The organism is Brucella sp. NBRC 14130 (genome assembly GCF_040371715.1).
Lineage (GTDB): Bacteria > Pseudomonadota > Alphaproteobacteria > Rhizobiales > Rhizobiaceae > Brucella > Brucella intermedia.
This window is the reverse complement of record NZ_BAABTE010000009.1, coordinates 22,803-49,308: the sequence shown is the minus strand read 5'-3', so window position 1 is coordinate 49,308 and position 26,506 is coordinate 22,803. Positions and strand designations below refer to the sequence as shown.

Here is a 26,506-nt window from a genome sequence, read left to right as displayed (position 1 = left end):
TATGCTTGTTTTCTTGACGTTAGCGCCATTCAGACGTAACTTAAATTCCTGACAGGTTTTCCTGTCTATGCCTTTCGGGGCATTTCCTCCCTAGTCTTTGGCCGCGCTCGTATCGTTCGGGCGCGGTTCTTTTTATCTGCGAGAGGAGCTTAAAGGAACGGCTTATTCCGCCGCCAGAGGAGGCGCGACAAAGAGATCATCCGGCAGGGATGTCAGGTCGCTCAGAAATCCATAGAGATCGGCGCAGAGCGTTTCAAAACCGGCAAGCTTATGCAGGCTCTGTTCATTCACATAGAGGCTTCTGTTGATCTCGATCTGGAGAGCATGGCAAGCGGTAGCTGGTCGTCCATAATGCTCGGTGATAAAGCCACCTGCATAGGGCTTGTTGTGCGCAACCGTGTAACCCAGGTCCTGGAGGAGATCGATGGCAGCCTGCGTCAGCCTTTCGCTGCAAGAACGGCCGAAACGGTCGCCGACGATAAAATCCGGCCGTGACCCGACTTCACCGGGACGTGTGCCGCCCGGCATGGAGTGGCAGTCTATCAGCACCGCATAGCCAAAACGCTGGCGCGTGGATTGAAGCAAAGCATCAAGCGTCTGATGATAAGGCTTGTAGAGATCTTCAATGCGGTAAAATGCTTCCGCGAGGGAAATTCGGCCCGGATAAATCAACTGGCCCTCGCCGACCAGACGGGGCACCGTGCCAAGCCCACCAGCGACGCGCGCCGACTGGCTGTTCACGAAAGGCGGCAGCGGCTCGGCGAACATGCGCGGATCGAGCTCGTAGGCTTCACGATTCACATCCAGAAAAGCCCGCGGGAAATGCGCCTTGAGCAGGGGCGCCCCGAGCCGCACCGCCGAAGCAAACAAGTCATCGACGTAACAGTCTTCCGAATGGCGAATGCTCAAGGCATCCAGACGCGACGCTTCGATGAAGGAATGCGGGTAATAGCGTCCGCTATGCGGGGAATTAAAGACGAACGGAATGCGCTGTTCCGCCGGAGCGCATATCTCGAAGGGCGGTATCAGACTAAAATCGCGCTCCAAACTCATTCTTCACCCGTTCTCGACCGCAATAGTCAGGCCATTCGCCAACGATCCACGTTAATAACGTAACAAATTACGTCAGACAGCCCATGCGCGCAAATGGCCGGAAGACGAATCTTTCGAACCCTTCCCGGTGTCCATATGCGACAATCCTGTCACACTGAACAGCTTGTTGCCAAATACGCGCCATAACAATTAACATTCGTGCGAGCATTCATTCCATATTTACCAAAGAAGCGTTTTCTACGGTGGATATTGAGTCGTTAAGGGTCAGCTTTTGAGCGATGAACACGACACAGAATTCGGACGGAACAATGAAGAGAATCCTTCTAGCTGAAGATGACAATGATATGCGCCGCTTCCTCGTCAAGGCGCTGGAAAAAGCCGGTTATCACGTGACGCACTTCGACAATGGTGCGAGCGCCTATGAAAGATTGCAGGAAGAGCCCTTCTCGCTTCTGCTGACCGACATCGTCATGCCGGAAATGGATGGTATCGAACTGGCGCGTCGCGCGACAGAAATCGATCCTGACCTGAAGATCATGTTCATTACAGGCTTTGCCGCTGTCGCGCTCAATCCCGATTCGGACGCACCGCGTGACGCAAAGGTGCTCTCCAAGCCGTTCCACCTGCGCGATCTGGTGAATGAAATCGAAAAAATGCTGATCGCCGCCTGAGGCGATCCGGCGGATTTGCGGCCCTTTGTTTTGTCATCAACAAAAAGACGAAAAAACTTCATAAAAGGGCATTGACGGGCGCAACGCGATATGGTGTATGCGCCACATCGAATGGGCGTGTAGCTCAGCGGGAGAGCACTACGTTGACATCGTAGGGGTCACAGGTTCAATCCCTGTCACGCCCACCATTCGAACCCTTGAGCATCAAGGGCTTTCAGCAAATCCTCCCCGATCCGCTTCCTTTTCTGTTTGTTCGCTTGGGTGCACTTTGGGTGCAAAAAGTGGTCTGCGGGTGCATTTTTGCAGTTTCTCGATAACTGAATCGGTGGCGTGCATCGCGTCAGAGAGATACTCAGGATCAAACGCTTCATAAGCGTCTGCGGTTCGGGCTTCATCGTGCCCCAGCCAAACGTCGCGCTGCTCTTTATCGACGCGAGGCTTTTCACGTCGGACCATCGTGGCCATGAAATGCCGTATCGTGCCTTGGGTGAATTGCGGAAGCCCGCATTCCTCGGCATGGCGTTTGAATGTCCGTTTCATAGTGGTGACCGGCTGACCATTCCAAAGCATCGGCGCGCCGATTGCATCGACCGCTCTCTTGGCTTCTTCCGCCTCTTCCTCTGCTTTCCATCTATCCAACCACCCGAGCAGGTTCTCGGTCAGCCGGATTTTCGGCCTATACTTATTCGTCTGTCGACGACCTGTCGGATTTAGATCGAGGACGCCAAATCTCCGATTAACCTGATCTTTGGTGTCTCGAAAGTCGATGATGGTATCAGGACGGGCCCACGTATTAAGCGAGAGGATGACAAACCGGAAGAGGTTCTCCTGCCGTTTGCCGATCATATCGATAAAGTGGCCGAACTCATCAAAGGTAGGCAGCCAGTCTCGCGGCTTCGGTTCCGGCACGTTAAGAAGCTCGGCAACCTGTTTTGCCTGGGTGATCACCTCCGGCGCGCTGTCGAGCAATTGAACCTCGTGTTCGTTGCCGAGGCCATCACGGACAACGAGCAACTTTTTCCCAATCTGAAATGCAGCGGAAACCACGGACAGATTTCGAGCGATGTAGGCAGGGCTGTGGCCGAATTTCTCCTGACTCCATTGCATGAACTCTCGCTGACGAATTGGCCCGAAAGAAGCGACATTGGCGGTCGGAAGCATTTTCTCTGACAGGAACTCCCGAATAATTGAAATAGCGCGAAACGCTTGTTCCCCGGACGGCTTGGCCTTAACGTCATTTTCGTAATAGTGGTCAAGCGCAGCCAGCATCATCACGCGCTCGGGCGCGCGTCCCGAATCTGCCTGGAGCGTTCCGACGAGTTCGATGAGCTTGTCTTGGGCTTCGCTGAGAACTTTCGTGCCAAGTGATCGGCGAGCAACTTTTCGCTTTCGCTTGTTGTACCAGTAGGCATAGAGGTTGTCGGAATTGCCCTCGGTGCCGATCCAATAATCTCCATACTCCCAGAGACGTTCTGACATACTTTTTCCTTACGAGATAAATAGGCGGCAACGGCGGACGGATGATAAAGCACGGCCCCCTTCTTGCCGGAAACGTAGGCGATTTCGCCGTTCTGGCGGGCTCGACGAAGTTCTCGCAGACCGAGCAGCGCAGAAAACCGTTTGCAAATTTCACCTTCAGTTAGCAGTTCCTCAAAGCGGGTGAGAGCGTTGTTCGCTACCATTTCGTCACCTCATATTTCAGAAGTATCTCACGCATGTTGACAAGGATGGGCTGTGCGCTCGTTGGGCGCACCATTGCCCAGCCCTCGGCTATCGTCATCACACGTGCAGGGTGTTTCGTTTCACGGTTTTGCAGCCGACTGCCGGGTCTGATTTTACGGGATCGATCAGCCATGCCCCGGCCCTCCAGGCATAGCGTTGTGCTCAACATCATCCAGCCTTCGGCCTGACGCGCCCTTTGTCGTACTATTGACATAGATCACGCGCTCACCGTGAAAGCCCGTGCCCCCTTCAAGGTTTAGCCAGCGCCCTTTGGGATGCTTCTGCTCAACACTGCCACAGCGGCGCCAGTCCGGATCATCAGCATCGCGGTCGTAGACCTGATTCCAGTTGCCCCATTGTTTAAAGAAAAACGGAATGCCGGCCGCAGCGCATTGATCGCGCAACGAGCGAGCCCAATCTGGATGTATAGGACGCGCGTCCTTGCCACTCTCTCCACCAACCACAACCCAATCCAGTCCAGGCGCACAACGTTCGTCGTGGTGATGGTGAGCGACTGACGGGTCAAACCTGTGCACCACACCGTGAATGATTTCCCCCGCGCGACCGCCATGTTTATGCGTGCCGCCGCAACCACGCTGACCACCGATCCATTGGGTTCCACCCCGCATTGAATTCAAGTTGAGTGGCCCGAGTAATGGCTCAGCACTAACCCAGCGAATTGCTGCCGGCGTTTCGAGCAGTACTGGAATTCGCTCGTCGGCCCGCTTCTGATCCTCAACCGACACGCCAAGCCATACATTCGGCAACGGCCACGACCAGACCTCGCGTGCGCCGCCATCGAAGCTGTACCAATTAGCATAAATTGCCTCAAGGAGGCCCTCATCGGGGCGCGATAGAAATTCGCGCATCCTGTCGGCGCGCTTGGTCAGCACCTGGAATGTGTGCTGTTTGGCGATCGCCATGATGGTGAAAACATCAAGAATCCATTCGTCCGGCACGTCCTCGTGGAAAAGGTCGCCATGCGCGCAGACGAACACCATGCGCGGTTTTTTCCATTCAAGCGGCTGGGTGAGCCACTCGCGATTGAGCCGAACCTTGCCATTCCAGACCGGCCCCGCCTTCGAGGCAACCGTAAGCCCCGCACGGGAAGGATGATGCTGTAGGCGCGTGCCGGCGAGTTTCATCGCATAGCAATTCGTGCAGCCCGGCGAGACGACGCTGCAGCCTGTAATCGGATTCCAGGTCGCATCGGTCCATTCGATATGGGTTTTATCAGCCATGAAGCAGCCTTTCCATTTCGCGAGCGACATCGTACAGCGACAAAATTGGGTAACTCCGCCCTCCGATGTAGATTCCGTTTTCCTGCATAACCGGTTGCAGGAACCGCTCACCGTCGATTGCGATGACTTCGAAGTCTCCCCGTCTGAGTGCATTAGCGAGCGCATCTTCTATTTCGTTGACGCGTGTGGTTACGGAACGACCATCCTGCATGGCTAACACTCCTAAACCCGCATCGGCATGATGACGAAGAGCGGTGGCGCTGTGCCATCCTCGGACCCAACAGGCGAAACCTTGCAGGGTGCGCCGGGGTCGCTAAGTTCAAATCGCATTTCCTTGGCAGAAACCGCGCCCAATACGTCGAGGCAGTATTTGTGATTGAAGCCGATGGTCACTTCATCCTCGTGACCGTCGTTCACGACGACGCTGTCTTCGGCCTGCCCGCTGTCGGGATTGTTGACTTCCATCTTTAACTCGGACTGACCGAAACTGCATTTCACGGCGCGTCCGCGCTCGCTCGAAACCGTGCTGACGCGATTGATTGCGTCCGCAAGCCCAGCGCGATCGACGGTATAGGATTTGTCATTGTCGACCGGAATCACGCGCTGATAATCCGGATAGGTGCCGTCAATCAGCTTTGATGTGATGGCGGTGCCGTCCGGCAGGACGAGGCGCATCTTGCGATCGGATAGTTTAAGGACAATTTCCTCGTCGCCTTCCGCGAAGTGCTGAAGCAAGGCAACGGTGCGGCGCGGGATGATGATGCCGGGAATGCCATCGCTGCCCGCCGGGGCCTCCAGTTTCATGAGCGCGAGCCGGTGGCCATCCGTCGCAACGAACGCCAGATGTTGCCCGTCGCGGTGCATGAACACGCCGTTGAGATAATAGCGTGTTTCCTCGGTCGAGATTGCGAAGCCGACCGTGGCAAGGACACGTGCGAGCGTGCTGCCTGCGATGGAAAACTCGTGGGTGAAATCGTCCACTGCCATTTCTGGGAAGTCCGAAGCCGGCAGCACCTGCAAACGAAAGCGCGAGCGTCCGGACTTGATATTTACATGGGTCTGGTCGCCTTCAAATTCGACCTTGCTGCCATCAGGGAATTTCTTGACCGCATCGTGCAGTAAGCCCGATTGTACGGTGAATGGCGCGATGTTGGGCAAGCCTTCCTGCTTTGCGACCGCCTGGACCTCGATATCAAGGTTCGTGCCGGTGACGCACAGGTGGCCGTCCTCGACCTTCAGCAACACGTTGCCGAGAATCGGGATCGTGTTGCGCTTTTCGACGGCGCGGTTCACCGCCGCCAGTGCGGGGAGCAAAGCTCCCCTTTCTATGGTGAACGAAACTGCCGTCACGCCGAACCCTCCGGCTTGCCCGCAAAGCACGGCAGTTCGGTTGCCTTTTTAATGTCGGTGACCGACTGCTCCAGGTGCTCGGTGATGATCTGGTCTGGGCGGTAAATCTGGTAACACCAATAGACGCTACCGCCGCTGACTCGATAACGCAGGCGCACCGGGATGCGCACCTTATCGCCCATGAAGAACACGGGGATCGACAGGATAAACATGCCCGGCACGGTGACGGCCTTACCGTCCGAACCGACGTGGTTTTCTTCCCATTGCAGCTGGCGCTCACCAGATTGCAAGGTGTGGTTGACCTTGACCTTGGACTCCACATTGATCTGCATCTTGCGCGAGAGTTCGACCAACTGGTTGGGGTTGGCGACGGTGCAGGAGAAATCACGTTGGATACTGGCAACGTCAGCGTCGGACGGTGATGCCAGATCGGGAATACGATCTTCAAGGAAGTAGGCGAATTTCTCCTGCTCCATGAACTCGCCATCCTTGCTGAGCCAGATTTTCCACTCTTCGGACAGCGGGAACTCGTAATGGATGCGATGGGATAGAAAGTCAGCAATGCCGCCGTTTTTGGCTTCGTGATAGTCGATGACAGTCGTCATGGATGGCTTCTTCCAATTGAGATCGACAAACACGACGGAATTTTCGGTCTTATGGCGATTGGAGAGACCAATCAGCGATTCCAGCGTCTGCGCGTGGGCCGTGCCCTTTTTGCGCACCGGGTGCAAACGGTGCTCTTCGAGCAGCTTGGAAACGCTTTCGATGCCGGGCTCTTCACCCCGCGTCAATAAAGCCGGGACTGATTTCGGCAGGCCGACCATCTGCTCGTTGGTCTGGATAGTGACCAGTTCGGCACCTTCTGCGCGCGCGCCAAGTTCGGCTGCGGCTCGAATATCGAAGCCCTTGGGAGTAATCGGCAGAAGTTCGGAAGTTGCGGTATTCTCGGACATAATAGATCCTGTTGGTTGGAGTGATTTAGCCGTGGATCACGTCGGTGAATCCGCGCGATGCATCGCGAGGACCGCCGAACATGTCGATTTGCTTGGGGTGCTGGGTGGAAAGAGAGCCGTCATCCAGAAGCCAGTAGAACGATGAACCGTGAACCGGTTTCGGACGCTTGGAACTGGTTTCCGCTTCAATGGTGACGGTGCCGTCAACCACTTCGATATTGAGCTTCAGCGTAACGGAACCTTTGGCCTTGACCTTTGGGCGTCCGCCGGTGTGTTCCTGCAAGGCGGCAAGTGTGTCCATCATTTCGTTGGTCAGGCGCTGCGCCAGTTCGCCGTTTTCCAGAAGGCCAATGATGGTGTTGGAATCGCGGATGCGTTGCATGGTTTCCTCTGCTGGTTGATGGGCGCAATTCGCCCGTTATCCGCGCCATTCGGGCGCGAAGGGGATTTCGTCATCCAAAGCTGGGTTGTAGCCACCGCCCTGTTGGTTCGCGGTCTGGCTCGACTGGTCGCGGGAGCGTTGCTCGCCGTAATCGTCCGGGCTGGAAGGGCCGCGCCCACCGCCATTGCCCTGCGGCATGAGCTTCAACTCGCCGCCAAAGCTTTCGAGCACGAGTTCCGTGGAATAGCGAGTGATACCCTGCTGATCTTCCCACTTTCGCGTGCGACTTTTACCTGCGATGAAAACGATGTTTCCCTTGGACAGATATTGTTCCGCGGTTTTGGCAAGCGCCTGATTGAAGATGACAACTGTATGCCACTCAGTCTTTTCTTTCCGCTCGCCGGTCTGCTTGTCACGCCAGAAGTCTGATGTGGCCACGCGCATTGTGACAATGAGGTCATCGCTGCTGGAACGGCGAACCTCCGGGTCGGCACCAAGACGGCCGATAATTTCATGACGATTATACGTCATGCCGCCGCCCTCCAGTCGATGCCTAGATAGCGGGACAGCCGGTCAAGCCATGCTTCTTCGGCCTTCATCGGCGCCCAAGGCTTGATTGCACCGGTCAGCTTAGGCATCGGTAATTCTGGAACTGCCAGATTCTTGAGGGCTTTCTTGCCAAACAGTGCCAGCGTCTCGGCGCGCAGCATGCGTTCATCCATCTGCTTCACCGCAAACGGCAAAGTTTGTGGCAGGCCAGCCTTTCGAAATATCACCTCGTCAAGCCGCGCCTTGACCTCTTTGACTCCGTCGCGGACGCACTGCATGGGAATATTGTGCGTGCTATGGAGCGTATTGGCGAGAAACAGAACTGCCGGACGCGGCCATTCACCAATCAGGGCTTCATGTGCGTCGTGCAGAAGGAAAAAGGCTGAAAAGGTCATATTGCCTGTTTCGTTCGCCAGCGCGTCGGCACCCATGACGCTATGCTGCGCAACCGAAAGCATCGGACCTCGATTGATGCCGTTGAAGCGGGCAAGCTTCGAAAGGGCGCCGGCGATGGTTGGCCAGTGGATATCGCTATCCAGTGGCTGAGCAAGGTTCATGACCGAACCGTCCGGGCGAAAAGATGGGATCACGGATGTCATAGCGGAATACCGATTACGAGCGAGAAAAACGGGAGCGCAAAAGCGATGATGCTTGCGGCGATGGCCTCTGTCGCGGTCATGACAGCGTCCGCCCGTTACGCACCGGGATTTTCGGCAAAGTCTGCTCGGCTGCTATGGTGAGCTTCGCGCGCTCGACTGGCAGCAAGGGTAGCAGGTTCAAGAACTCCTGCAGCACACAGATGCAGCGCTCGCGCTGCGGTGTCCACGGGTCCAACATCAAGGCTGCGCGGCTGGCGCAATACCGACCCCAAGCCTCAAAAAACGGCGTTGAGGCGATCAGATCGACAGTCATGGGCGGACGGTTGGGAACCGGCTGTTTCACCTTCATGACCATGTCAGCAAGGTTATCGTGACCCGCTTTCCGGCTTTCCGATTTCCATTCCGCAGCCATCTGCTGGGCCTGTGTCCCAAACTCGATGATTTCGGCAGAGGTAAACCCGGCCCGGACCAGGTCTTTGAAGGTCGCCGCACCTGATGACGCTGCAATGTCCTGCATCGTCTTCGCCATTTCGATGGCGCGAAGATGCGGAGTGCGTTCCAGTGCGCGTGAGTCGGTGTTGCGGATCGGCGTAGTCGGGCGGGAAATAGGCCGAGCGCATTGTGCATTCGGGAAATTCATGGATGCCTCCATCGGTTAGGATGGAGCTAATATCGAATAATTTGCGATACTCTGTCAATCGGGATTATCGCATTTTTTGCGATATGCAATAATATGAAACACTTAACATCGCAAAATATGCGAATCACCAAACAAATAGCCCGGCACAAGGCCGGGCTGATTTCACTATTGATCCCAAAAGGCTATTCGCGTGTCACCGAGAATCTCACGCGTCCAAGGATGCGGATTATGTCGCCGTCCTCGCCGCTAATCGGGATTGCTTCCTGAAATCTTGGATCGTCAGACTCAGGCAAAAGCCACATTGCCCCGTATTCGTCTTGCCAAAGCTTTTTGACAGTTGCCTCGCGCAGCCCGTCGGCTCTTTCACGTTCAACGATATAACGCTTGCCCGCAATCAGGTCTTCCGGGCGTTCCAGTGCGTCGGTAAACACAAGAACCGTGCCATCCGGATAGCGTTTATTCATTGATGGCCCCCTGGTTTCGGCCGCATGCAGCGAGAAATTCGACAGCGCCGGGTCATCCGGCACAGGAACTTCGTACTGATCTTCGATCGGCCATTCCCAAGTTTCCGCCCAAGCCCCAGCTTGTATCTGTCCTTTAACGGTTACGGTTCGACCGCCCTCGCTGCCAACGAGTTCGGCTGTCGATACACCCAACGCCTTTGCATAGGCTTGCAGCTTCTGCTCGGACAACGCACTTTTGGAGCTTTCCGCGCGATGAACCGTTTGCCAATGCACGCCCAACTTTTCGCCGAGTGCTCCCTGCGAAAGTCCCTTAGCTTCCCTAATTTCCCTGATCCTGTTCTTCATGGCGCACATCTTATCAGTATCGCTAAATCTGCGTTATCGAAAAATATGCGATAAAGCCCTTGACATTCATATCGCATTTTGTGCGATATAAAGACAAAAAGGAGCACGCTATGAAACTTGCAGATTGGCGTAAACGAGAGGGGCTTTCCTGCGACGAGGTCGCGCGCAGACTTGAAATCGCCGCAGCGCGCGGCGGTTCCAGCGTGTGGAATTGGGAAACCGGACGAGCACGCGCTGACGCCGATATCATCGACAGGATCGAGATTCTGACAAACGGTGAAGTTTCGCCTCTCGATATGCATCGCACCCGCCTCGACTGGCTCCGCCAAAACAGGAGCGATGAGGCCGCATGATGCAGAACTTCTTCCGCCGCCTCGATGATGCTGCCTGTGCACTGCTGACCGGCCATTCGCGCCGCGATCTGGACCGGGTGCGCCTGCGCCGCCTGAAAATCCTTGTCCGCCGGGAAATTGTCCGGCTTGAGCGTGAAGCGCGAGAACATGAATATTTCTCATTTCGTGCCACCTTCTGCCGGTCTCTAGCGCAGTCGCTTGCGAGCCGCCTTGAAGGCGTCGTCAATCGCGTTGATGGTGATGCCTATCGAGTTCTGCTGGATCATCTCCATATCGAGCGCGTCAACCTGCACGCCCGCCGCAAATTTCAGTGGGATTACTGGCATTCGCTCGACGACTTCAACAAGGCGCGCATTCACTGCCCGGTAATGCCGATAATCGATCCTGCCAGCCAACAATACGGCAAGCTCTTCGAGGGCCTTGGTGACCGCCGCATTTTTGATCCGTTCCATGACAAGGGCGGTTTCCGCATTCGGCATTGGCATCGCGCTGTTACTCCGTTTTTCCGGTGGCTGGTGCGTCCCCTACAGCGTGTGAAGGTTAGCGGCCCGCCGTAGTGATCTGACCCCGGCAAACTGACACCAAAAACCCTTTCCCTTAACGGGAAAAAACAGCGGCTTTTCCCGCCACGGGAAAACTTTGCCTTTTGAGGATTTCCCCATGACGCAACTGACAGACGCATGGTTCCAAAGGATCAAGTCGGCACAGCGCGACCTCATCAAATATTGCGGCGGTATCGAGCGCGTGGTCGAGCTATCCGGCTTCTCCAAAAGTCATGTCGGACGGTGGAACCTGTCGACCGAAACCGACCTGATGCCGCTCAATGTGGTCTACAAGCTTGAAAACGAATGCGGCGTGCTTTGCGTCACGTCGGTGATGGCATCGCTCAACAACCGCAGACTGGCCGAGCCGGATGAGGATGTGCGCGCAGCGGGCAACCTGCTCGCCGCCCACTCCGAAGTCGTGGCCAGCGTTGGCGAGGTGATGAGCATCGGCGCCCGTGTTTTCGCAGACGGCAAGGTTACCGGCACCGAAGCCATGCAGCTCGACAAGGTGGCGAGCGAGGCCGAACGCAATATTTCCGGCCTGCGTCGCGAGCTTTCCGGCCACATTGCCAATGCGCGTCGCGGCGATCCTGCCTTGCGCGTCATCGGGGATGACTGATCATGGTGCGCCGATCCTCTCCCGCACAGCGTCCTCGTCACATCGTTCTTCTTCTCGCCTCACTTTGCGTCGGGGTGACCATCGGCGGCGCTTATGCTGCGTTTCTCTATTGGGCGGTGACGCGATGACTATCAGCCTGCTCGACGGACGCGTGGAAATCATCGTCGACGACGTGATGGCCGCACTCGCGCAAATGCCATCCGACAGCGTGGATTGCGTTGTGACCTCGCCCCCATATTGGGGCTTGAGGTCTTATATCGCTGACGGTGACCCGTTGAAGCCGCTGGAAATCGGCCTTGAACCGACGCTCGCTTCGCATCTGGAAACGATGGTAGCCGTGTTCGAGCAGGTGCGCCGTGTGCTGAAGCCGACCGGCACGTGCTGGATCAATTACGGCGACTGTTACGCCACCACGCCGAACGGCAAGTCCGCTGCCGATTACAAGGCGGACGGCACAGATGACCGGACATTCCGCGACAAGCCTTTCTCGACCATCGGCGGCGGCATTAAACCCAAAGACTTGCTGATGATTCCAAACCGGCTTGCCATCGCCCTGCAGGATGCAGGCTGGTGGGTGCGCTCGGAAATCATCTGGGGCAAATCCAATCCCATGCCGGACTCCTCCGGTGCCTATCGCCCTTCCGCAGCACATGAAAAAATCTTCATGCTGACCAAGTCTGACGACGGCGACGTATGGCGTGCGCGCGATACGGGCGAAATTTCGTTCGCTCCCGATCTGACGCAACGCTGCCCATTCATCACTGACCCGTCACGCGAAGGTGCGCGTTGGATACGCATCGGCGCTTATTATGACGCCGAAGCGGTCAACATCGTGGCAAGCCCCAGCACCAACGCGCGGGTATCGCAGGACATTATCAATCAAGTGGGAAGTTATCGTGCGAACGGCGGCACGAAAACCAACGGGCCGATGAAGGCCGTTGTCCGAGGTGGAAAAAAGGAAGCAGCCGCAGGATCGGGAACGCGAAACAATACTAGTTTCAACGACGCCATGATTATTCCGCCGACACGGCGATATTTGCGCAATTTTGAGCCTGCGCCGCTTTCCGTCTGGCCGATTGCCACCAAGCCGTTTTCCGAAGCGCATTTTGCGACATTCCCGCCGGAATTGGCGGAACGCTGCATTCTTGCCGGATGCCCGAAAGATGGCGTTGTCCTCGATCCATTCGGCGGGGCCGGAACCACGGGGCTTGTGGCTGCGCGCCATAACCGCCGCGCACTCCTGATCGAACTCAATCCCGAATATGCGGAGATTGCCAGGCGCCGCATAGAAAAAGAATGGCGCGTCAATGACGCGCCATCCACAACGACCGATCACGGCCCTTTGTTCAGTACAGAGGTGTTATGATGACGATTGGTCTATTCAGCCGCCTCCAATCCGATAACCAGCTTCTGCCCCATGGCCGCGAGTGCTGCCGTCATGAGTGGAAGCTTGGTCGCTGTATCCGGATCAAGCAGGCGGCGCGCCTCCTTCTCGTCCTTGCCAAGCCTGCGGGCGAGTTCGGTTCTGGAAAGGCCCGAAGCGCGGAAAGTCTCGATCACTGCAATCTTGGTTGCGACTTCCGCATCCGGCCAGACCAATTCTCCCTTTGCCTTCGCTTCGGGCAGGCTTCGTCCCATCTCCAGATAGGTGAGCAGCGCCACACCAAGCGCGTCAGCAGCCTGTTCGCGGGCATCCGCCATATCATCACCCTCGGTGATGGCTTCCGGCACGTCCGGAAATGTAACAACGAAGCCGCCTTCCCGCTCGGTAGGCTCGAACACGGCTGCGTAAGCGTATGTTCTCATTCGTCCAGTCCTTTGCTCCTTTGTGTGGCGGGAGGGGCTCAAATGAGCCCCAGCCCTTTCTTGATCTTTGCGGCGGTCTTGGGATCGATTTCCCGGCTCGGCAGTGTGGTGAAGCGATCTCCTACCCATACTGTTGCGTGCCCGCCTTTTCCTTTGCTCTTGCTAACCCGGAAGGCCAGCCCTTGCGCTTTTGCTTCATCCCTTAGCTCGGCTATGAAGCGGTCTCTCTTGTCCATCGGGTTCTCCGTACTGACAAAAGCAATATCGGATATTTTTGTCCGAATGTCAACAGTGTTCGGATATTTTTGTCCGAATTTCATAATCGACAGGGCGGGCCGATGACCGCCGCCTTCTCCACCGACTTCACGATTTTCGGCATGTACGTCGACCGCAAGCGCATCTGCTCGCATCTGCGGGAGATCGACGTTGCTCGGCTCTGCGATATCCCAAGGGACGATGTTCGCCGCGCGATCCACGGCAAGAGCATACCGACGGAATCCTTTCTCGCGCTCTGCGAATGGCTGGAGCGCTCTCCTTCATTTTTTAACAGCAACGAACTCGCCACCAGACGAGAGGTTTATCCATGATCACATTCGGCCAGCCCGGCAGCATCACGCCTCAAAGTTTCACGCCTGACCTGCCGACAGTCATGATTGTCGAAGGGCTGACGCTCCTTCGCGAAATGGGGATGACCCAGAGCGAAATGGCCAAGGCGTCGGGCATGTCGCTTTACAAGGTCCGCTCCTACCTCAACACCATTTGCCGCACATGGAGCATCGACCAGTGCTGGGGCGTGCGAGGCCGCGAAGAAATCGGGGGTGCGCTATGAGCCTGCCCTTGATCGTGGACTCTTTTGCAGGCGGCGGCGGTGCCTCAACGGGCATCGAAATGGCGTTGGGGCGTTCGCCCGATATCGCCATAAACCACAATGCGGCCGCGCTCGCACTGCATGGGGCGAACCATCCGCAAACGCTGCACCTTTCCGAAAACGTCTACAAGATCGACCCGCTGGACTATTTGCGCGGCGCGCATGTCGGGCTGGGCTGGTTTTCCCCGGACTGCAAGCACTTCTCGAAAGCCAAGGGCGGCAAGCCGGTCGAGCGCAATATCCGCGACCTCGCCTGGATCATCCCCGGCTGGATTGAGCGCATCCAGAAGAGCGGCGGCAAGGTTGATGTCGTCATACTCGAAAACGTCGAGGAATTTCAGGATTACGGCCCGCTGATCGAAACAGCGCGCGGCCTGCTGCCCGACCCGGAGCGCAAGGGCGAATACTTCAAAAAATGGTGCCGCAAGATCCGCTCGCTCGGCGGCAAGATCGAATGGCGCGAATTGCGGGCCTGCGATTACGGTGCGCCGACAATCCGCAAACGCTTTTTCGCCGTTATACGCTTCGACGGTCAACCCATCGTCTGGCCAAAGCCAACGCACGGTGCGCCAAGCGATCCGGACGTTATTGCCGATCGCAAGCTTGCGTGGCGCACCGCAGCGGAAATCATCGACTGGTCTTTGCCCTGCCCTTCCATCTTCGATACGTCCGAACAGATCATGGAACAACATGGGCTTCGTGCCGTTCGACCTCTTGCCAATAACACCATGGCCCGTGTCGCGCGCGGCATGAAACGCTATGTGCTCGACGCAGAGCGCCCATTCCTTGTCAACTTGACCCACGGCGGGCGCGTCGAAGCGGTTGACGAACCCTTCAAGACCATCACCGGCGCGCATCGCGGGGAAAAGGCTGTCGTGTCACCGCATCTGGCATCTGTTGCGCATGGCGATAGTGGCGGGCGCAGGGAATATCCTCTGTCAGAGCCGCATGGCGTCGTCACCGCTGGCGGAATCTCCAATGCGCTGATTGCGCCGTCCGTTATCCGTTTCAACACCGGAGCCACAGGGCAGGATGCGCGCGAACCGCTTTCTACTGTAACGGCCAACAGTGATATCAAGCGGCCCGGCGGCGCTGCGCCATTAGGCGTTATCGCCCCTCACCTCATGACAATGCGCAATGCGGGCAAGCCCTTCAATGGAGCCGACGAGCCGACACATACCATCACGGCGGGCGGGGTCGGCCTGACTGTCGTCGCCCCGGTGCTGACAGCAGCGCAGCATGGCGGCTCGACCCGCTCGATTGAAAGCCCCTCGCATACCATCACTGCCAGCACGAAAGATCAGAACAGCGTTATCGCCCCGGCACTCGTTCAGGTTGGTTATGGTGAGCGGTCGGCTCAGGCACCGAGGTCATTGGATATCGATAGGCCACTCGGCACTGTAGTCGCGGGCGGCACAAAACACGCGCTCGCTACTGCACTGATTGCACGCGATTTCGGAACTTCAACCGGCCACGGCCTTGATGAGCCGGCGCACACGGTCATGCCTGACGGCCAAGGCAAGTCCCGCCTGATTACCGCTTATATGGCACAGCATAACAATGACAGCCGCCGAGACGGCGGTGTCAATCCGGGCCGTTCCATGGGCGAGCCGGTTTCGACCGTCACGCAAACCGGCTCGCAGCAAAGCGTCGTGGCGCCATATCTGCAAGCCTATTACGGCACCGGCGATGGCGGAGAAGAAAACCAGCCTGTCAGGACTGTCACGACGAAAGACCGGCACGGGCATGTCGAAGCCGCACTTAATGTACCGCCATTCACCTCTGCGCAGATCGCTCGGGCACGTGAGGTTGCCGCCTTCCTGCGCGCCTATGGATTTTGGGATGAACGCGAGTTTGTGACCATTGAGGCAGGCGGCATTGTTTATGTCATCGTGGACATCGGTATGCGCATGCTGGTGCCTCGCGAGCTTTATCTCGCGCAAGGTTTCCCGGCAGATTATGAGATCGAGCGCGGCGTCAATGGCGAGACATTCTCGAAATCGGTGCAGGTTTCCTGTTGCGGCAACAGTGTTTCGCCGCCGGTCGCCGCCGCGCTCGTTGCCGCCAATTGCAGTCATCTGGCACTACGGATGGAGGCTGCGGAATGACCTCCTCAGTCCAGTTCCCCTATCTTTACCGTTGGGACCGGCAGGGCCGTAAAGGCCAGCCATGCGCTGTCGACGTGCGCGCCAAGGTTATGAACTCCTTTCTGGTCCGCTTCCCCGATGGCTACACCATGGTGACGAGCCGAAATGCGCTCGCTCGCCGGAAGGTAACAGGTGGTTCTCAATGAGCACGGCCCTGAAACTCTTTGTCGAGGACGCACGCGCCATCACGATCGCAGATGCTGCGCATCGCCTCAACCTGAAATGCAACCCGCGTGGAAGCGAACACCCGCAGCCCTGCCCCGCCTGCGGCGGCAAGGATACATTCGCGTTCAATACCCAGAAGAATAAATGGAACTGCCGGCAGGGTGGTACCGGCGGAAATGACGCCATTGGCATGGCTGCGCACGTGCACGGTCTCAATGTTCGCAATCGCGAAGGGCTGCTCGAAGCCTGCTCAATTCTTCTCGGACAACCAATCCCAGAAGGTGGCGAACGGGAATCCGATGAAGACCGGGCTTCGCGCATGGAGCGGCTGGAAGAACAGCGCAGGCGCAATGCCAAATTGCAGGATGAGCAGGCCAAAAGCCAGGCGAATTATCGCGAGATCGAGCGTAACAAGGCGCGCGGTATATATCGTCGTGCTTCCACGCTCTATTCAGCCTCGGCACCGCATGGCCGATTTTATCTAATGGCGCGGGGTGCCTGTGCCCCGGAATCCGAATGGCTGCGCGTCGGTGCGCCTGTCCCCTATTGGCATGGTGACCAGTTGCTGCATGAGGGGCCCGCCATGATCGCGCCTATTATCGGCCCTGATCTTGGTGTCATTGGTTGCCATATCACCTGGATCGACCTCGACAAACGACCAAAATGCAGGCCGGAGATCATAGACCCTGCAACAGGCGAACTACTGCCGTCAAAAAAAATGCGCGGCAGCAAGAAAGGCGGACTGATCCCGCTTGTGGGTCATCCAAGTTGGGCGCGCTGGGTCGGTGGCGAAGGTATTGAAAACACGCTGGCTGTTGCCCGCGCAGAGAACCTTCGCCCAGACACATTCTATTTCGCAGCAGGCGATCTGGGTAATCTGTCCGGCCCTGCCGACCCGGCATCCCGTTTCGCGCACCCGACCTTGAAGAAAGAGGACGCCAAGGGCCGTCTGCGCACTGTCATGGTGCAAGGGCCGGTCCCGCGCCCGGACCAAGGGCCAGAAGATGGTTTCTGGGTCGGCGACCACGTGCGCGAGATTGTGCTTTTGGGCGATGGGGATTCCGAGCGCGTGATGACGTCCGCCGCAATGGCGCGGGCGAAGGCGAGAATTGCCAAGCAGGGACGGCGTGTTGCGATTGCATGGCCCCCGGCAGGCATGGACTTTTCTGAAATGATGGCAGGTGCCGCGTGACAAAGAATACCCAAGATATACCGGCCGCAGTGCGTGCAATCATGGCCGAAGCTTCACGACAGGCGGAAGCTGCCGACATCGATCCCCGCAACCCCGCTACCGATGGTCTGCCGGATCACCACTCCCCCGAGGATGGCGAGCCAATGGCCACGGCGCGAGGAGATCGCCATGTTGACCGCGAAGTGGTGAGAGCCTGCGCTGCGCTCGACCACTCCGACACCGACAACGCGGAGCGCCTGCAGCGTCATTTTGGCGAGGATATGCTGGTGCTCGCCCAGAGCAAGGCCCGCAAGGCGACTTATGCCATCTGGGACGGCACGCATTGGGATATCGACACGGGCGACCCTCGCTCGCTTGCGATAGCGCAGCAGCTTGGCGGGCGCATCGCCATGGAGACGGAATTTCTGCAATACACCCCGGCAGAAGAAGAAGCCGTCAAACTTGGCAAGGAAGCCCTGAAGAAACCGGAAGATGAGCGATCAAGGCCCGTAAAGAAACTGGCCGACGCCGCGTTGAATGCAAAGGCCAACCTAGCCAAGCGCAAAAAGCGGCGCATGGATCATGCAGTCACGTCGAAGAACCGCGCGCGGCTGGAAGCGATGCTAACGTGTCTCGCGCCGCATGTGATGCGTTCGCCCGACGAATTCAACGCCGATCCGCTCAAGGTGGCCTTGCTGGACCATACGCTGATTTTCTCTCGCAAGATCGAGGAAGTGAGGAACCCTGCCTATGATGACCCCGATGACAACCGGGAGGATATCCCCGCCACCGTTGAAAAGAAAACGGCGAGCGTACAGGCCATCAAGGGGCATCGTCGCGGCGATCTGATTACCCAGATTGTGCCAGTTGCCTATGACCGGAAAGCCAAATGCCCGAAATGGGATGCTTTCCTAAAGCGAATGCTGCCAAGCGATGATGTGCGTCGAATGGTGCAGGTTGCCTCTGGGTTGGGCTTGGTAGGCATCACGGTGCAGAAACTGTTCTTCCATTATGGTTTCGGTGCGAACGGCAAGTCGGTCTATATGGAAACGCTCTGCCGCCTTCTTGGTGAAGTCTCCGTAACGCTCCCGTCCGAATCCTTCATAGGCGAAGGCAACTCCGGCGGCGCTGCCTCGCCCGACATGGCGCGACTCTATGGCCGTCGCTTCCTGCGCGTGAAGGAATTGCCCGAAGGCGAGGACTTGCGTGAAAATCTGGTGAAGGATTTGACCGGCGGTGAAGACTTTACCGTCCGTGACCTGTTTCAAGGCTATTTCGACTTCAAGCCCATCTTCACCGGCCATATGTCCGGCAACGGCTATCCGCGCATCACGGGTACGGATAACGGCATCTGGCGTCGTATGGTGGTGGTCCACTGGCCCGTGACGCTGAAAAAGGAAGAACAGCGCGAATTTGAGGACGTCGTTTCCGAATTCCAACCGGAATATCCGGGCATTTTGAACTGGCTCATAGAGGGCGTTCTGATCTTCCTGCGCGAGGGGCTGGTCATACCCGCGTCAGTCGAGGCGAAAACACAGGAATATCGCGACGAAATGGACCCCACGTCCGCTTTCTGCGCCCGGTGTATTCAGGCAGATGAACATGGCGAGGTGACCGCCAAGGACTTCTATCAAGCCTATGTTGACTTCACGGTCGATCAGGGGGGGCAAGCCTATCTCGCTGACCAGATTCGGGCTGATCATGAAAAAGAAGTATCGAAAGGAGGATGGACGCACCGTCAAATACCACGGCTTGCGCCTCATTGAGGTTCCGAAACCCGCTCACACGTCCGGCTCTGATGATTACGAGGCGCACATGCGATGATGCTCGCTCTCCGCCCCCGCAACCCCGCCTTCGGCACGGCTTTCGTTCCTGAAAACCGGCAACCCTTTGATATGATTGAACTTATGCTGTGCAGTAGTTTGCACCAGTTTGCACCACTCTGCACCAGTTTAAACAACGGGATAAATGAAATGATTTCAACAACTTGCACCAGTTTGCACCAGTTTTCCTTGTGTATACATAAGGGAAAAAGGGGGATGGGGGGAAAAAGCTTATTATATGCACAAGCCAAAACTGGTGCAAACTGGTGCAAATATTTGATTTTGTTATTCGATTTCCAGTTCTCTAAGTGGTGCAAGCTGGTGCAAACTATCGCAAGTGGTGTAAAATATGAAAACCGTAACGATTGATGAACTTCTCGTCTGGGCTTTCGTCCACGAACTGCCAAAAGGTGGCGGCGTTGATGGTCTGGATAGCATTCACTCTGCATGGCGGCAACTGGAGGCTTCGTCTTGGGGAAAAGTTCTGGGCTATGCAGAACTCATGACGCTTGTAGACCGCGACCGTCCAGAACCCGGTATGTGGGTCGAACAGGGTGCGCCGCACGAGGATGCACTTGAGGTGGGTAAGGCGGTTGCCGATCTTGCCCGCTTTGATGTTTTCTTCCCGGACGGCTGGAACCCGGTTGCCGACTGGCAAGATTTCGACGGGTTGACGGCTGACGCGGTGGCACGGGCAACCGAACGCCTGATGCTGCGCCCGGCACGCTCGCGCAGCGCCGGCATCGCATCGCTTGTTATTTCCAGCGCGGTATTGGGTCGTGTGCCTGACCACACTGCGCCAGAACCGGAATGCGTCATAGTCGAACGTGGTGGTTACCCCGCGTGGTTTGTGCGGCGGCAATCGATTGACGCATTCGGTCGTGAATATTCCATCGAAACTGACGGCTTCAACTACCGTTCGCGCAGGCCGCACCGAGGCGCATACCATAAATTCGTCCTGTCTCCCGACCCCACGGCAGATATTCTCGGGAGAATTGACTACCAGATTTGGGTTGCTGCGCTGGCACAGCTAGAATCAGTCCTCATTAACCGCTTGATAGGCCGGAAGTTGTCCTTTTCCCATCGCTCGGCGACGCCGTGGATCGAAGATCGAGATATGGTCGGCGTCCAGCTTTTCCGGGCTCATGAGGGGCATCCGCAAGCAGAACCCGAAAATGTCTATTGACGTGCGACCATAACTTGACTTACACCTTGGATGCTAAAAAAGATTGGATAGCCCCGGCGCCACCGCGACCGGGGTTTTTTCATATCCGCTTTATGGTTCTCCAAACAAAATCAGAGGGTGATCCCATGAAACTGATCCGAAGTCTGTTCTTCGGCTGCATTGCCGTGCTCGCAGCTTCATTCTTTGCCAGCGGTCACGCTGTCGCAAATGATTATGATCCTGCAATCTATGCCGGACCCAGCATCGAACTTGCACTGCACGTTCCGGACATATTCGCTCTGCCCGCGGCTATCCCCGGCGAAGTTGACGTCGCAAACAACACAGTCGATGCCCATGCCGGGATTTACGTGATCCAAAACCAGCCTCTCTCGACTTTCCGCCTTTCGGTTGATGCCTGGGTTCATATCGACCCCCATATCAGCGCGGCATGAATTGCCGTTGAAAGCCTTGAAATTCCACTGCTGGCCTGTCGGGTGCAGCAGTGGTGTCCATTTCAATCCCCTCATCTGCCGAGGAGATCGATATGCACACCGACAAAGTGAGGCGACGAAATGCTTGTCTATCGATGGGAAAACATCGAAGGGCTGCGCCGATACGCCGGCGGCATCAAGCGGCTGCAAACAGAATTCCCGAACGTTCTGCCGCGTATCGTCAATCAGATTGGGCGGCGTGCCCGCACCCGCGTGGTGCGCAACCTTACGAAACAAACAGGACTGGAACGGCAGGTCATCGTTCGGGCAGTCAAGAACGTTGATACCGCGAAACCGGGAAAACTGTTCTATTCGCTGCAATCCCGTGGCGGGTTCATCCGCCTCAAGTATTTCAGGGCAAGGGAAACCCGCCAGGGTGTAGCCGCACAGCCATTTGGGAAGCGTCGCGTATTCCCCGGCACCTTCATCATGGGCGGGCAGTTCCCCTACCGCCACGTGAAGCACTGGAATTTGGAGGGGCATGTTTACCGACGAATTGGGCGCGCCTCTCAACGGCGCGTTACGCAGGTGAAGTCAGACGTTCGCATCCCCGACGAGATGGTGAGCGGCGAGACCCGCGATGCATTCGAGCGCGAGGCGACTGTGATCATGCCCCCTCGGGTCGAGTCCGTCATCCGCAAGCTCCTCACCTGACCCCCCCCCTTTTAGGGACCGTATCCGCCTTTAACCCAAGGGACGGGCGGGCTCGACTGCCGGTTTTCGCCAGTAGGTCGTTTTGAAAGCGATACACAGATACACGTGCTTGCACGTGTGCATACACACAACGCAAAACGGGACGCCATGTCGGACGGTGATTGGATTTCGATTTCGGAAGCCGCCTCGCGGCTGACCGCGATGGGCGATCTGGTCGAGCGCTCGACCCTGTCGCGATACCTGAAGCAACATTCGGAAGCGATTGAGCTTCGCGACGACGGAAAGGCGCGACTGGTCGAGTTCAATACTCTGGTCGCCCACCGAAACGAGAATATCCGTATCCGCGTGGCTCCTCCCACGACGCGGACCATTGCGGCGCAGGGAAACTTCAACCCTGCGCCGCGCTTTTCGGGAAGTCAGTCCGATGGCGCAGCGCGAAAGGCCCAGGCCGACGCCGAACTGCGCGAAATGGACTTGGCGGAACGCCGCAAGACACTGACCAAAGTGTCGGAAGTGGATCGTGCGGGCCGGGATGCAGTCGCACTGATGCAGAGTGCGTTCGAACGCGCACTGGAAACGGAGGCCGCAAACGCCTCTGTGAAATACGGGTTCGACGAACGCGCCACGCGTATGGTCCTCAAGGCGTTTGTCCGCAAGGGACTGGAAGTTTTCAATCAGACAATTCTCGGACGGATCGATGCCATGCGCCAGCGGGATGAGGCCGACACGACCGACGAACCAAAAGAGGAAAGCGAGCAGATATGAACGCCCCGCAGCCGCGCGAGCAATTCATGGAATTGCCCCGTGGCGAACTGGTGTTGTTCCGGGGGCTGGAAACTGCCAGCCGCCCTATTGAGAATCTGACCATTTCCGAGCACGCGGACCGCTATCGTAAGGTTTCGCCTGAATCCGGCTCGCCTTGGCCGGGTGACTTCCGCACCGATCGCGTGCCGTATCTGCGCGAGCCGCAAGATTGCCTGCATCCAGATCACCCGGCGCGCCGTTGCACTGCCCGCTGGGCCGCGCAGCTTGGTAAGTCGACCGCAATCGAGAACTGGTTTTGCTTTATCGTCGATCAGGCTCCTGGCTCGATGATGATCGTGCTGCCGACCTTGGAAGAAGCGACGAAGTTCAACCGCATCAAACTTCATCCGACCATTGAGGCGACACCTCGCATCAAGCACAAGGTGCTTCCGGTCAACAGCCGCGATGAACAAGGCTCGACCACGGCATTCAAACGTTTCGCCGGCGGCTTCTGCCAGATCGTCAATGCAGGTTCATCCAAGGGCCTGCAGATGGTGTCGATCAAGTATCTCGCCATGGACGAGATCACCGGCTACCAGAGCGATGTTGACGGTCGCGGCAGTCCTCGCGATCAGGCCCGCGCCCGCCAAAAAATGCATGGCGACACTGCTAAGGAATGGCAGGGATCGACTCCCGGAATTGCAGGCGCATGTGCGATCACCGACGATTTCGAGGCTGGGGATCAGCGATACTATTACCTGCCCTGCCCGCACTGCCGCACCTATCAGGCACTGGAATTCGACAACATGTCGCCAGCAGACCCTGAAAGAGGTCTGCCGGTGCACTTCCGCTGCATTTCCTGCAACGAGGTCATCCTTGACGGGCACAAACATGAAATGCTGCCGCAAGGAAAATGGATTGCCCGCCGGGTTTGCGAAGGCGAACAGTCTATTCCTCTTGCGATACCGGAGGCCGATATCGAGCTTTGGCGCTGCAATCCCTGCGAAGGTCGTTGCAGGGACTGGCAACCGTCCTGGCATCTATGGGCCGCATATGCCCCACGTGAGCGTTGGGCCGATATCTGGTCCCGGTGGACGGACGCACAAGGCAACGTCACCAAGCTGCGCACCTTCTTTCAGCAGGACTTGGCTTTGCCTTATGACCCTGCCGGCGTGGCCGTCGAGCATGAGAAAATCGTCGAGGCGGTGCGCAAGGAATTCCAGCCTTCACGGGTCATCCCGTCGTGGGCCGGTCTCGTAGTTTCCGCTGCCGACGTTCAGGGCTATGGCATCAAGTGGATGGTCATAGCCATTGGACCGCGCGGCCAATACCAGATCATCGACCGGGAGATTTTCGAGGGAGCCCCTGACCAAAGCGACGAGCCGTGGATCAAATTGTCCGATGCTTTCGGGCGAGAATATCCGACCGCCGGCGGCGGTATGAAAGGTATTGACCTTTCCGGCGTCGACTCCGGTTTCGCGACCGACCGCGTTTATCGTTTTTGCGCACCACGCGCGAACGTTTATGCGCTCGATGGCCGCGCACCGCAGGGGCTCCCCTGGCTTGGAACACCAGTCAAGCGGGACATCAAGGACAAGCACCGGCGCATCATTGCAAAGGTTCTTCTCTATCCGGTTGGCCTGTTCGATGTGAAAACCGCTGTCGTCGCCTCTCTCGCCAATCTGGTGCTGGGTGCCGATGAGAGCGGGCAATGGCCGCGTAACACGCTGCACATCGCCAACGACATTTGCGACGAAGACTTCGCCAAGGAGTTGACCGCCGAAAGTCTCGTTGATCCGGATGAAGAAGCTCTGGCCAAGCCGTCACGGGGCAAGCGAAAGCTTATCCCGTCAAAGGCGGGCCGCATCTGGAAAAAGATCGCAGGGCGCAAAAACGACTGGTTTGACGCCACCGTTTACGCCTTCGCACTCGGCTGGCACCTTGAACGCAAACTCCGCCTGACCGCCGAGCGGTGGGCCGACCTGCTGGTCAAGGTTCATGGCGTGCCAGCCGAGAATGATTTGTTCGGCCATGCCGAGCAATCTGTCTTCGACAAGCCTGAGAAACCGAAAAAGCCACGCGATACCGAAGCGCGGCGCAATGCATGGAAAAATCGATGAAGTTGCTCGACCGCATTAAAGGGGTAGGCCGTGCGCTGCGCTCCGGCACAGTGCTGTCGGGCGTTTCGACGCGACCAACCGCACGCATGTTGCGTGATTCCAAGAGCGGTGTTCTGGCCGCACAACAGGTTTCCATTGTCGACAACCGCGAGGAAATCCGGCGAAGCTGGCGGCGTGCCGCCGCCTATGCACTGGATTTCATCCAGAATTCCGGCAAGCTCAAAGGGGCATGTGATCAGGTTCTCGTCGATACTGTCGGCGTCGAACTTGTCTTGCAGCCGCAGCCGGAACTCGCCGAACTCGGCTATTCGCCGGATGAAGTTGCCGCCCTCGTCGCGCAGATAAAGCGGGAATGGAAGCGTTATGCTTGGAATCCACGCGAATGCGACATGCGGGGCAAGTTCACTCTGCCGCAGCTGGTCGATATCGGTCTGCGTTGGTACATGGCCTACGGCGAAATCACCGGCATTCTGGATTACATGCCTCGCGCCAAGCGCCGGGCGAAGGGGATCAGGACCGGACTGAAGGTCTGCATGACCCCGCCGAGCAAGCTGGTGCAGGACACCAATGAGTTCGAAAACCTGTTTCAGGGCGTCTACCATGACGAGGACGGAAGTCCGATCGGTTATCTGTTTGAGGAAAAGGTCAACGGCGTTACCCAGAAAGTTCGCTATCCAGCTTTTGACGCGGAAGGGCGACCGATCGTCCTGCATCTGTTCGACCCAACCGACGCAACAGACGTTCGCGGCATTTCCGTTCTTTCGTCTGCGATCCGAAAGCACGCCCAGAAAGAGGTTCTGGACGAAGCGACTCTGCAAACCGCCATCCTGCAAACAATCTTTGCGGCTGTGCTGACAAGCGAGAATCCGTCGAAGGACGCATTCGAGGCTCTGGAAGCGCTGGAGGATGGAGAACTTCGGGACGAGTTCGTAGGCTTTTTGCAAGCCAAGATGGACAAGGCGCGGGAAAGCACGATTGGCATCAACGGCACACCCACTGTCGCGCAGCTGGGGCCGGGAGAAGATCTGCAGTTCCGGACATCTGCTACGCCAGGCAAGGAATATCTGCCTTTCGCAAGCAGCCTTGACCGCGAAACCGCCCGCGCCATCGGTATTACGTACAGCAGCTACGCCATGGACCATTCGGACGCAACCTATTCGTCCGTTCGCATGGAAAACGCCACTATATGGCCGATTGCCGTGCGTCGCCGCGAGCGTCTTGCTGCCCCGATGTTGCAGGCAGTTTACGAAAGCTGGTTTGATGAGATGGTCGGTGAAGGGCGGATCAAGCTCAAAGTCTCTTACGAGGTTTTCGCTGCCAACCGGGAAAAGTTCACATGGGCACAGTGGCAAGGGCCGGCGGCGCCGACTGCAGACGATTACAAAAGTGAGCGGGCCGTTTCTGAGCGGCTGGCGAACGGCACATCAAGCATTGCGATAGAAGGCGGGCTGAAGGGCATCGATACCGATGAACTGTTCAATCAGCAGCTACGCGAGCATCAGCGTTATGTCGCGGCCGGTATGCGTTCGCCCTACGAGCGCCCGAACCAACCTCCGCTTCCGGTAGATGAGCCGCCGGATGACAACCAAAAGAAGAAAGCTGCGGCATGAACACGATCCGCATCAGAAAAACGGAAATCGATCTTGATGATCCGTGTGCAGCGGCCAAGAAGCTTCGCGGTCTCCGCATCCAGATCGCCGCCGGCGGGCAGACCGAAGTTGTGCGCTTCGGTGATGATGAAGTGCGGTATGGCAAGACCAATATCGCGGCGCTCGATCAGGAAATCGAGCGCCTGACGGCAGAATGTCAAAACATCAGCGGCGGTCCTCGCCGGCGGTTCGCGAAGCGCATGCGCTTCTGCTGACC

Annotated in this window: 34 protein-coding genes and 1 tRNA gene; 21 read left to right on the top strand and 14 right to left on the bottom strand. The window is 57.3% G+C overall.

Translation table 11 applies throughout. The annotated features are described in order from the left end of the window. Window positions 1–162: 162 nt before the first annotated feature. Window positions 163–1,053: an N-formylglutamate amidohydrolase gene (locus ABWW28_RS18455; protein ID WP_006469494.1), complete on the bottom strand. Its 891-nt coding sequence runs from the start codon at window positions 1,051–1,053 to the stop codon at window positions 163–165. Between the two features lie 308 nt (window positions 1,054–1,361). On the opposite strand from ABWW28_RS18455, the gene cpdR reads away from it, so the two are divergent. Further along, entirely contained in the window at window positions 1,362–1,724 is a 363-nt protein-coding gene (gene cpdR, locus ABWW28_RS18450) for a cell cycle two-component system response regulator CpdR (RefSeq protein WP_002966536.1), read from the top strand. 113 nt (window positions 1,725–1,837) lie between these two features. Further along, window positions 1,838–1,912 (top strand) — tRNA-Val (locus ABWW28_RS18445). A gap of 16 nt (window positions 1,913–1,928) precedes the next feature. Here the strand turns inward: ABWW28_RS18445 and ABWW28_RS18440 are convergent. From ABWW28_RS18440 to ABWW28_RS18390, 11 genes are all read right to left on the bottom strand, one after another. After that, a complete protein-coding gene (locus ABWW28_RS18440; RefSeq protein WP_353391732.1) occupies window positions 1,929–3,203 on the bottom strand; it encodes a site-specific integrase in 1,275 nt (424 codons plus the stop codon). A 196-nt stretch (window positions 3,204–3,399) separates the two neighbouring features. Next, window positions 3,400–3,579, bottom strand: coding sequence for a hypothetical protein (locus ABWW28_RS18435; RefSeq protein WP_151599173.1), 180 nt, complete (start codon window positions 3,577–3,579; stop codon window positions 3,400–3,402). After that, the gene (locus ABWW28_RS18430; RefSeq protein ID WP_353391730.1) at window positions 3,572–4,687 is read right to left on the bottom strand and encodes a DUF5131 family protein; all 1,116 of its coding nucleotides are present in this window, start codon (window positions 4,685–4,687) and stop codon (window positions 3,572–3,574) included. The genes ABWW28_RS18435 and ABWW28_RS18430 overlap by 8 nt, the downstream gene beginning before the upstream one ends. After that, window positions 4,680–4,898, bottom strand: coding sequence for a hypothetical protein (locus ABWW28_RS18425; protein WP_353391728.1), 219 nt, complete (start codon window positions 4,896–4,898; stop codon window positions 4,680–4,682). Before ABWW28_RS18425 ends, ABWW28_RS18430 begins: the two co-directional genes overlap by 8 nt. Window positions 4,899–4,909: 11 nt before the next feature. After that, complete coding sequence (gene dnaN, locus ABWW28_RS18420; RefSeq protein WP_353391726.1) at window positions 4,910–6,037, bottom strand: DNA polymerase III subunit beta; 1,128 nt, start codon at window positions 6,035–6,037, stop codon at window positions 4,910–4,912. Continuing rightward, window positions 6,034–6,990, bottom strand: a complete 957-nt coding sequence (locus ABWW28_RS18415) for a DUF2303 family protein (protein ID WP_006470831.1) — start codon at window positions 6,988–6,990, stop codon at window positions 6,034–6,036. Before ABWW28_RS18415 ends, dnaN begins: the two co-directional genes overlap by 4 nt. Before the next feature lie 25 nt (window positions 6,991–7,015). Further along, window positions 7,016–7,372 carry a YfdP family phage-associated protein gene (locus ABWW28_RS18410; RefSeq protein WP_006470832.1) on the bottom strand — a complete coding sequence of 119 codons (357 nt, stop codon included), beginning with the start codon at window positions 7,370–7,372 and terminating at the stop codon, window positions 7,016–7,018. A 36-nt stretch (window positions 7,373–7,408) separates the two neighbouring features. Continuing rightward, the gene (ssb, locus tag ABWW28_RS18405; protein ID WP_353391724.1) at window positions 7,409–7,903 is read right to left on the bottom strand and encodes a single-stranded DNA-binding protein; all 495 of its coding nucleotides are present in this window, start codon (window positions 7,901–7,903) and stop codon (window positions 7,409–7,411) included. Then, on the bottom strand, window positions 7,900–8,352 hold the full coding sequence (locus ABWW28_RS18400) for a hypothetical protein (protein WP_353391722.1): 453 nt from the start codon (window positions 8,350–8,352) through the stop codon (window positions 7,900–7,902). Before ABWW28_RS18400 ends, ssb begins: the two co-directional genes overlap by 4 nt. Before the next feature lie 244 nt (window positions 8,353–8,596). After that, the gene (locus tag ABWW28_RS18395; RefSeq protein ID WP_353391720.1) at window positions 8,597–9,160 is read right to left on the bottom strand and encodes a hypothetical protein; all 564 of its coding nucleotides are present in this window, start codon (window positions 9,158–9,160) and stop codon (window positions 8,597–8,599) included. Window positions 9,161–9,342: 182 nt separating this feature from the next. Then, window positions 9,343–9,969, bottom strand: coding sequence for a helix-turn-helix domain-containing protein (locus ABWW28_RS18390; RefSeq protein ID WP_025089740.1), 627 nt, complete (start codon window positions 9,967–9,969; stop codon window positions 9,343–9,345). 110 nt (window positions 9,970–10,079) lie between these two features. Here ABWW28_RS18390 and ABWW28_RS18385 point away from each other — a divergent pair, with 110 nt between their 5' ends. The 5 genes from ABWW28_RS18385 to ABWW28_RS18365 all read left to right on the top strand — a co-directional run bounded on the left by ABWW28_RS18385 (window position 10,080) and on the right by ABWW28_RS18365 (window position 12,852). Beyond that, window positions 10,080–10,322, top strand: coding sequence for a helix-turn-helix domain-containing protein (locus ABWW28_RS18385; protein ID WP_119040693.1), 243 nt, complete (start codon window positions 10,080–10,082; stop codon window positions 10,320–10,322). Next, a complete protein-coding gene (locus tag ABWW28_RS18380) occupies window positions 10,319–10,879 on the top strand; it encodes a hypothetical protein (protein ID WP_119040695.1) in 561 nt (186 codons plus the stop codon). Before ABWW28_RS18385 ends, ABWW28_RS18380 begins: the two co-directional genes overlap by 4 nt. 103 nt (window positions 10,880–10,982) lie before the next feature. Further along, window positions 10,983–11,486 carry a phage regulatory CII family protein gene (locus tag ABWW28_RS18375; protein WP_006470839.1) on the top strand — a complete coding sequence of 168 codons (504 nt, stop codon included), beginning with the start codon at window positions 10,983–10,985 and terminating at the stop codon, window positions 11,484–11,486. Window positions 11,487–11,488: 2 nt separating this feature from the next. Continuing rightward, entirely contained in the window at window positions 11,489–11,614 is a 126-nt protein-coding gene (locus ABWW28_RS18370; RefSeq protein WP_290446130.1) for a hypothetical protein, read from the top strand. Further along, a complete protein-coding gene (locus ABWW28_RS18365) occupies window positions 11,611–12,852 on the top strand; it encodes a DNA-methyltransferase (protein ID WP_119040697.1) in 1,242 nt (413 codons plus the stop codon). The genes ABWW28_RS18370 and ABWW28_RS18365 overlap by 4 nt, the downstream gene beginning before the upstream one ends. A gap of 11 nt (window positions 12,853–12,863) precedes the next feature. Here the strand turns inward: ABWW28_RS18365 and ABWW28_RS18360 are convergent, their stop codons facing one another. Together ABWW28_RS18360 and ABWW28_RS18355 are read right to left on the bottom strand one after the other, a co-directional pair. Continuing rightward, entirely contained in the window at window positions 12,864–13,292 is a 429-nt protein-coding gene (locus ABWW28_RS18360) for a type II toxin-antitoxin system HicB family antitoxin (protein WP_119040699.1), read from the bottom strand. A 38-nt stretch (window positions 13,293–13,330) separates the two neighbouring features. Continuing rightward, entirely contained in the window at window positions 13,331–13,528 is a 198-nt protein-coding gene (locus ABWW28_RS18355) for a hypothetical protein (RefSeq protein ID WP_036586157.1), read from the bottom strand. A 102-nt stretch (window positions 13,529–13,630) separates the two neighbouring features. Between ABWW28_RS18355 and ABWW28_RS18350 the strand changes: the two genes are divergently transcribed. From ABWW28_RS18350 to ABWW28_RS18285, 14 genes are all read left to right on the top strand, one after another. Continuing rightward, on the top strand, window positions 13,631–13,879 hold the full coding sequence (locus ABWW28_RS18350) for a hypothetical protein (RefSeq protein WP_353391716.1): 249 nt from the start codon (window positions 13,631–13,633) through the stop codon (window positions 13,877–13,879). Next, window positions 13,876–14,121, top strand: a complete 246-nt coding sequence (locus ABWW28_RS18345) for a FaeA/PapI family transcriptional regulator (RefSeq protein WP_353391714.1) — start codon at window positions 13,876–13,878, stop codon at window positions 14,119–14,121. Before ABWW28_RS18350 ends, ABWW28_RS18345 begins: the two co-directional genes overlap by 4 nt. Further along, window positions 14,118–16,268, top strand: coding sequence for a DNA cytosine methyltransferase (locus ABWW28_RS18340; protein ID WP_353391712.1), 2,151 nt, complete (start codon window positions 14,118–14,120; stop codon window positions 16,266–16,268). Before ABWW28_RS18345 ends, ABWW28_RS18340 begins: the two co-directional genes overlap by 4 nt. Continuing rightward, window positions 16,265–16,453, top strand: a complete 189-nt coding sequence (locus ABWW28_RS18335) for a hypothetical protein (RefSeq protein WP_353391711.1) — start codon at window positions 16,265–16,267, stop codon at window positions 16,451–16,453. Before ABWW28_RS18340 ends, ABWW28_RS18335 begins: the two co-directional genes overlap by 4 nt. After that, window positions 16,450–17,664, top strand: a complete 1,215-nt coding sequence (locus ABWW28_RS18330; protein WP_353391709.1) for a DUF7146 domain-containing protein — start codon at window positions 16,450–16,452, stop codon at window positions 17,662–17,664. Before ABWW28_RS18335 ends, ABWW28_RS18330 begins: the two co-directional genes overlap by 4 nt. Then, window positions 17,661–19,409: a DNA primase family protein gene (locus ABWW28_RS18325; protein WP_353391708.1), complete on the top strand. Its 1,749-nt coding sequence runs from the start codon at window positions 17,661–17,663 to the stop codon at window positions 19,407–19,409. Before ABWW28_RS18330 ends, ABWW28_RS18325 begins: the two co-directional genes overlap by 4 nt. 54 nt (window positions 19,410–19,463) lie before the next feature. Then, window positions 19,464–19,835 (top strand): hypothetical protein, encoded by a 372-nt coding sequence (locus ABWW28_RS18320; RefSeq protein WP_353391706.1) that lies wholly within the window; start codon window positions 19,464–19,466, stop codon window positions 19,833–19,835. Beyond that, the gene (locus tag ABWW28_RS18315) at window positions 19,816–20,652 is read left to right on the top strand and encodes a hypothetical protein (RefSeq protein WP_353391704.1); all 837 of its coding nucleotides are present in this window, start codon (window positions 19,816–19,818) and stop codon (window positions 20,650–20,652) included. The genes ABWW28_RS18320 and ABWW28_RS18315 overlap by 20 nt, the downstream gene beginning before the upstream one ends. Before the next feature lie 14 nt (window positions 20,653–20,666). Continuing rightward, on the top strand, window positions 20,667–21,083 hold the full coding sequence (locus ABWW28_RS18310) for a hypothetical protein (RefSeq protein WP_353391702.1): 417 nt from the start codon (window positions 20,667–20,669) through the stop codon (window positions 21,081–21,083). A gap of 120 nt (window positions 21,084–21,203) precedes the next feature. Beyond that, a complete protein-coding gene (locus ABWW28_RS18305) occupies window positions 21,204–21,776 on the top strand; it encodes a hypothetical protein (protein ID WP_353391700.1) in 573 nt (190 codons plus the stop codon). Between the two features lie 147 nt (window positions 21,777–21,923). Then, a complete protein-coding gene (locus ABWW28_RS18300; RefSeq protein WP_025089756.1) occupies window positions 21,924–22,541 on the top strand; it encodes a hypothetical protein in 618 nt (205 codons plus the stop codon). Further along, window positions 22,538–24,640, top strand: coding sequence for a terminase gpA endonuclease subunit (locus tag ABWW28_RS18295; RefSeq protein WP_119040711.1), 2,103 nt, complete (start codon window positions 22,538–22,540; stop codon window positions 24,638–24,640). Before ABWW28_RS18300 ends, ABWW28_RS18295 begins: the two co-directional genes overlap by 4 nt. Beyond that, window positions 24,637–26,250, top strand: a complete 1,614-nt coding sequence (locus tag ABWW28_RS18290) for a phage portal protein (protein WP_353391696.1) — start codon at window positions 24,637–24,639, stop codon at window positions 26,248–26,250. The genes ABWW28_RS18295 and ABWW28_RS18290 overlap by 4 nt, the downstream gene beginning before the upstream one ends. Beyond that, window positions 26,247–26,504 carry a hypothetical protein gene (locus tag ABWW28_RS18285; RefSeq protein ID WP_100652596.1) on the top strand — a complete coding sequence of 86 codons (258 nt, stop codon included), beginning with the start codon at window positions 26,247–26,249 and terminating at the stop codon, window positions 26,502–26,504. The genes ABWW28_RS18290 and ABWW28_RS18285 overlap by 4 nt, the downstream gene beginning before the upstream one ends. Window positions 26,505–26,506 lie beyond the last annotated feature (2 nt).

Bases quoted from the DNA above. Each gene is read 5' to 3' on its own strand.
- ABWW28_RS18375 (WP_006470839.1), top strand. From the start codon at position 10,983: ATGACGCAACTGACAGACGCATGGTTCCAAAGGATCAAGTCGGCACAG.
- ABWW28_RS18350 (WP_353391716.1), top strand. From the start codon at position 13,631: ATGACCGCCGCCTTCTCCACCGACTTCACGATTTTCGGCATGTACGTC.
- ABWW28_RS18370 (WP_290446130.1), top strand. From the start codon at position 11,489: ATGGTGCGCCGATCCTCTCCCGCACAGCGTCCTCGTCACATCGTTCTT.
- ABWW28_RS18340 (WP_353391712.1), top strand. From the start codon at position 14,118: ATGAGCCTGCCCTTGATCGTGGACTCTTTTGCAGGCGGCGGCGGTGCC.
- ABWW28_RS18295 (WP_119040711.1), top strand. From the start codon at position 22,538: ATGAACGCCCCGCAGCCGCGCGAGCAATTCATGGAATTGCCCCGTGGC.
- ABWW28_RS18455 (WP_006469494.1), bottom strand. From the start codon at position 1,053: ATGAGTTTGGAGCGCGATTTTAGTCTGATACCGCCCTTCGAGATATGC.
- ABWW28_RS18400 (WP_353391722.1), bottom strand. From the start codon at position 8,352: ATGGGTGCCGACGCGCTGGCGAACGAAACAGGCAATATGACCTTTTCA.
- ABWW28_RS18430 (WP_353391730.1), bottom strand. From the start codon at position 4,687: ATGGCTGATAAAACCCATATCGAATGGACCGATGCGACCTGGAATCCG.
- ABWW28_RS18390 (WP_025089740.1), bottom strand. From the start codon at position 9,969: ATGAAGAACAGGATCAGGGAAATTAGGGAAGCTAAGGGACTTTCGCAG.
- ABWW28_RS18285 (WP_100652596.1), top strand. From the start codon at position 26,247: ATGAACACGATCCGCATCAGAAAAACGGAAATCGATCTTGATGATCCG.
- ABWW28_RS18360 (WP_119040699.1), bottom strand. From the start codon at position 13,292: ATGAGAACATACGCTTACGCAGCCGTGTTCGAGCCTACCGAGCGGGAA.
- ABWW28_RS18305 (WP_353391700.1), top strand. From the start codon at position 21,204: ATGCTTGTCTATCGATGGGAAAACATCGAAGGGCTGCGCCGATACGCC.
- ABWW28_RS18335 (WP_353391711.1), top strand. From the start codon at position 16,265: ATGACCTCCTCAGTCCAGTTCCCCTATCTTTACCGTTGGGACCGGCAG.
- ABWW28_RS18355 (WP_036586157.1), bottom strand. From the start codon at position 13,528: ATGGACAAGAGAGACCGCTTCATAGCCGAGCTAAGGGATGAAGCAAAA.
- ABWW28_RS18290 (WP_353391696.1), top strand. From the start codon at position 24,637: ATGAAGTTGCTCGACCGCATTAAAGGGGTAGGCCGTGCGCTGCGCTCC.
- ABWW28_RS18415 (WP_006470831.1), bottom strand. From the start codon at position 6,990: ATGTCCGAGAATACCGCAACTTCCGAACTTCTGCCGATTACTCCCAAG.
- ABWW28_RS18315 (WP_353391704.1), top strand. From the start codon at position 19,816: ATGAAAACCGTAACGATTGATGAACTTCTCGTCTGGGCTTTCGTCCAC.
- ABWW28_RS18385 (WP_119040693.1), top strand. From the start codon at position 10,080: ATGAAACTTGCAGATTGGCGTAAACGAGAGGGGCTTTCCTGCGACGAG.
- ABWW28_RS18320 (WP_353391706.1), top strand. From the start codon at position 19,464: ATGATGCTCGCTCTCCGCCCCCGCAACCCCGCCTTCGGCACGGCTTTC.
- ABWW28_RS18300 (WP_025089756.1), top strand. From the start codon at position 21,924: ATGTCGGACGGTGATTGGATTTCGATTTCGGAAGCCGCCTCGCGGCTG.
- ABWW28_RS18380 (WP_119040695.1), top strand. From the start codon at position 10,319: ATGATGCAGAACTTCTTCCGCCGCCTCGATGATGCTGCCTGTGCACTG.
- ABWW28_RS18425 (WP_353391728.1), bottom strand. From the start codon at position 4,898: ATGCAGGATGGTCGTTCCGTAACCACACGCGTCAACGAAATAGAAGAT.
- cpdR (WP_002966536.1), top strand. From the start codon at position 1,362: ATGAAGAGAATCCTTCTAGCTGAAGATGACAATGATATGCGCCGCTTC.
- ABWW28_RS18345 (WP_353391714.1), top strand. From the start codon at position 13,876: ATGATCACATTCGGCCAGCCCGGCAGCATCACGCCTCAAAGTTTCACG.
- ABWW28_RS18440 (WP_353391732.1), bottom strand. From the start codon at position 3,203: ATGTCAGAACGTCTCTGGGAGTATGGAGATTATTGGATCGGCACCGAG.
- ABWW28_RS18330 (WP_353391709.1), top strand. From the start codon at position 16,450: ATGAGCACGGCCCTGAAACTCTTTGTCGAGGACGCACGCGCCATCACG.
- ABWW28_RS18365 (WP_119040697.1), top strand. From the start codon at position 11,611: ATGACTATCAGCCTGCTCGACGGACGCGTGGAAATCATCGTCGACGAC.
- ABWW28_RS18410 (WP_006470832.1), bottom strand. From the start codon at position 7,372: ATGCAACGCATCCGCGATTCCAACACCATCATTGGCCTTCTGGAAAAC.
- ABWW28_RS18395 (WP_353391720.1), bottom strand. From the start codon at position 9,160: ATGAATTTCCCGAATGCACAATGCGCTCGGCCTATTTCCCGCCCGACT.
- ABWW28_RS18435 (WP_151599173.1), bottom strand. From the start codon at position 3,579: ATGGCTGATCGATCCCGTAAAATCAGACCCGGCAGTCGGCTGCAAAAC.
- ssb (WP_353391724.1), bottom strand. From the start codon at position 7,903: ATGACGTATAATCGTCATGAAATTATCGGCCGTCTTGGTGCCGACCCG.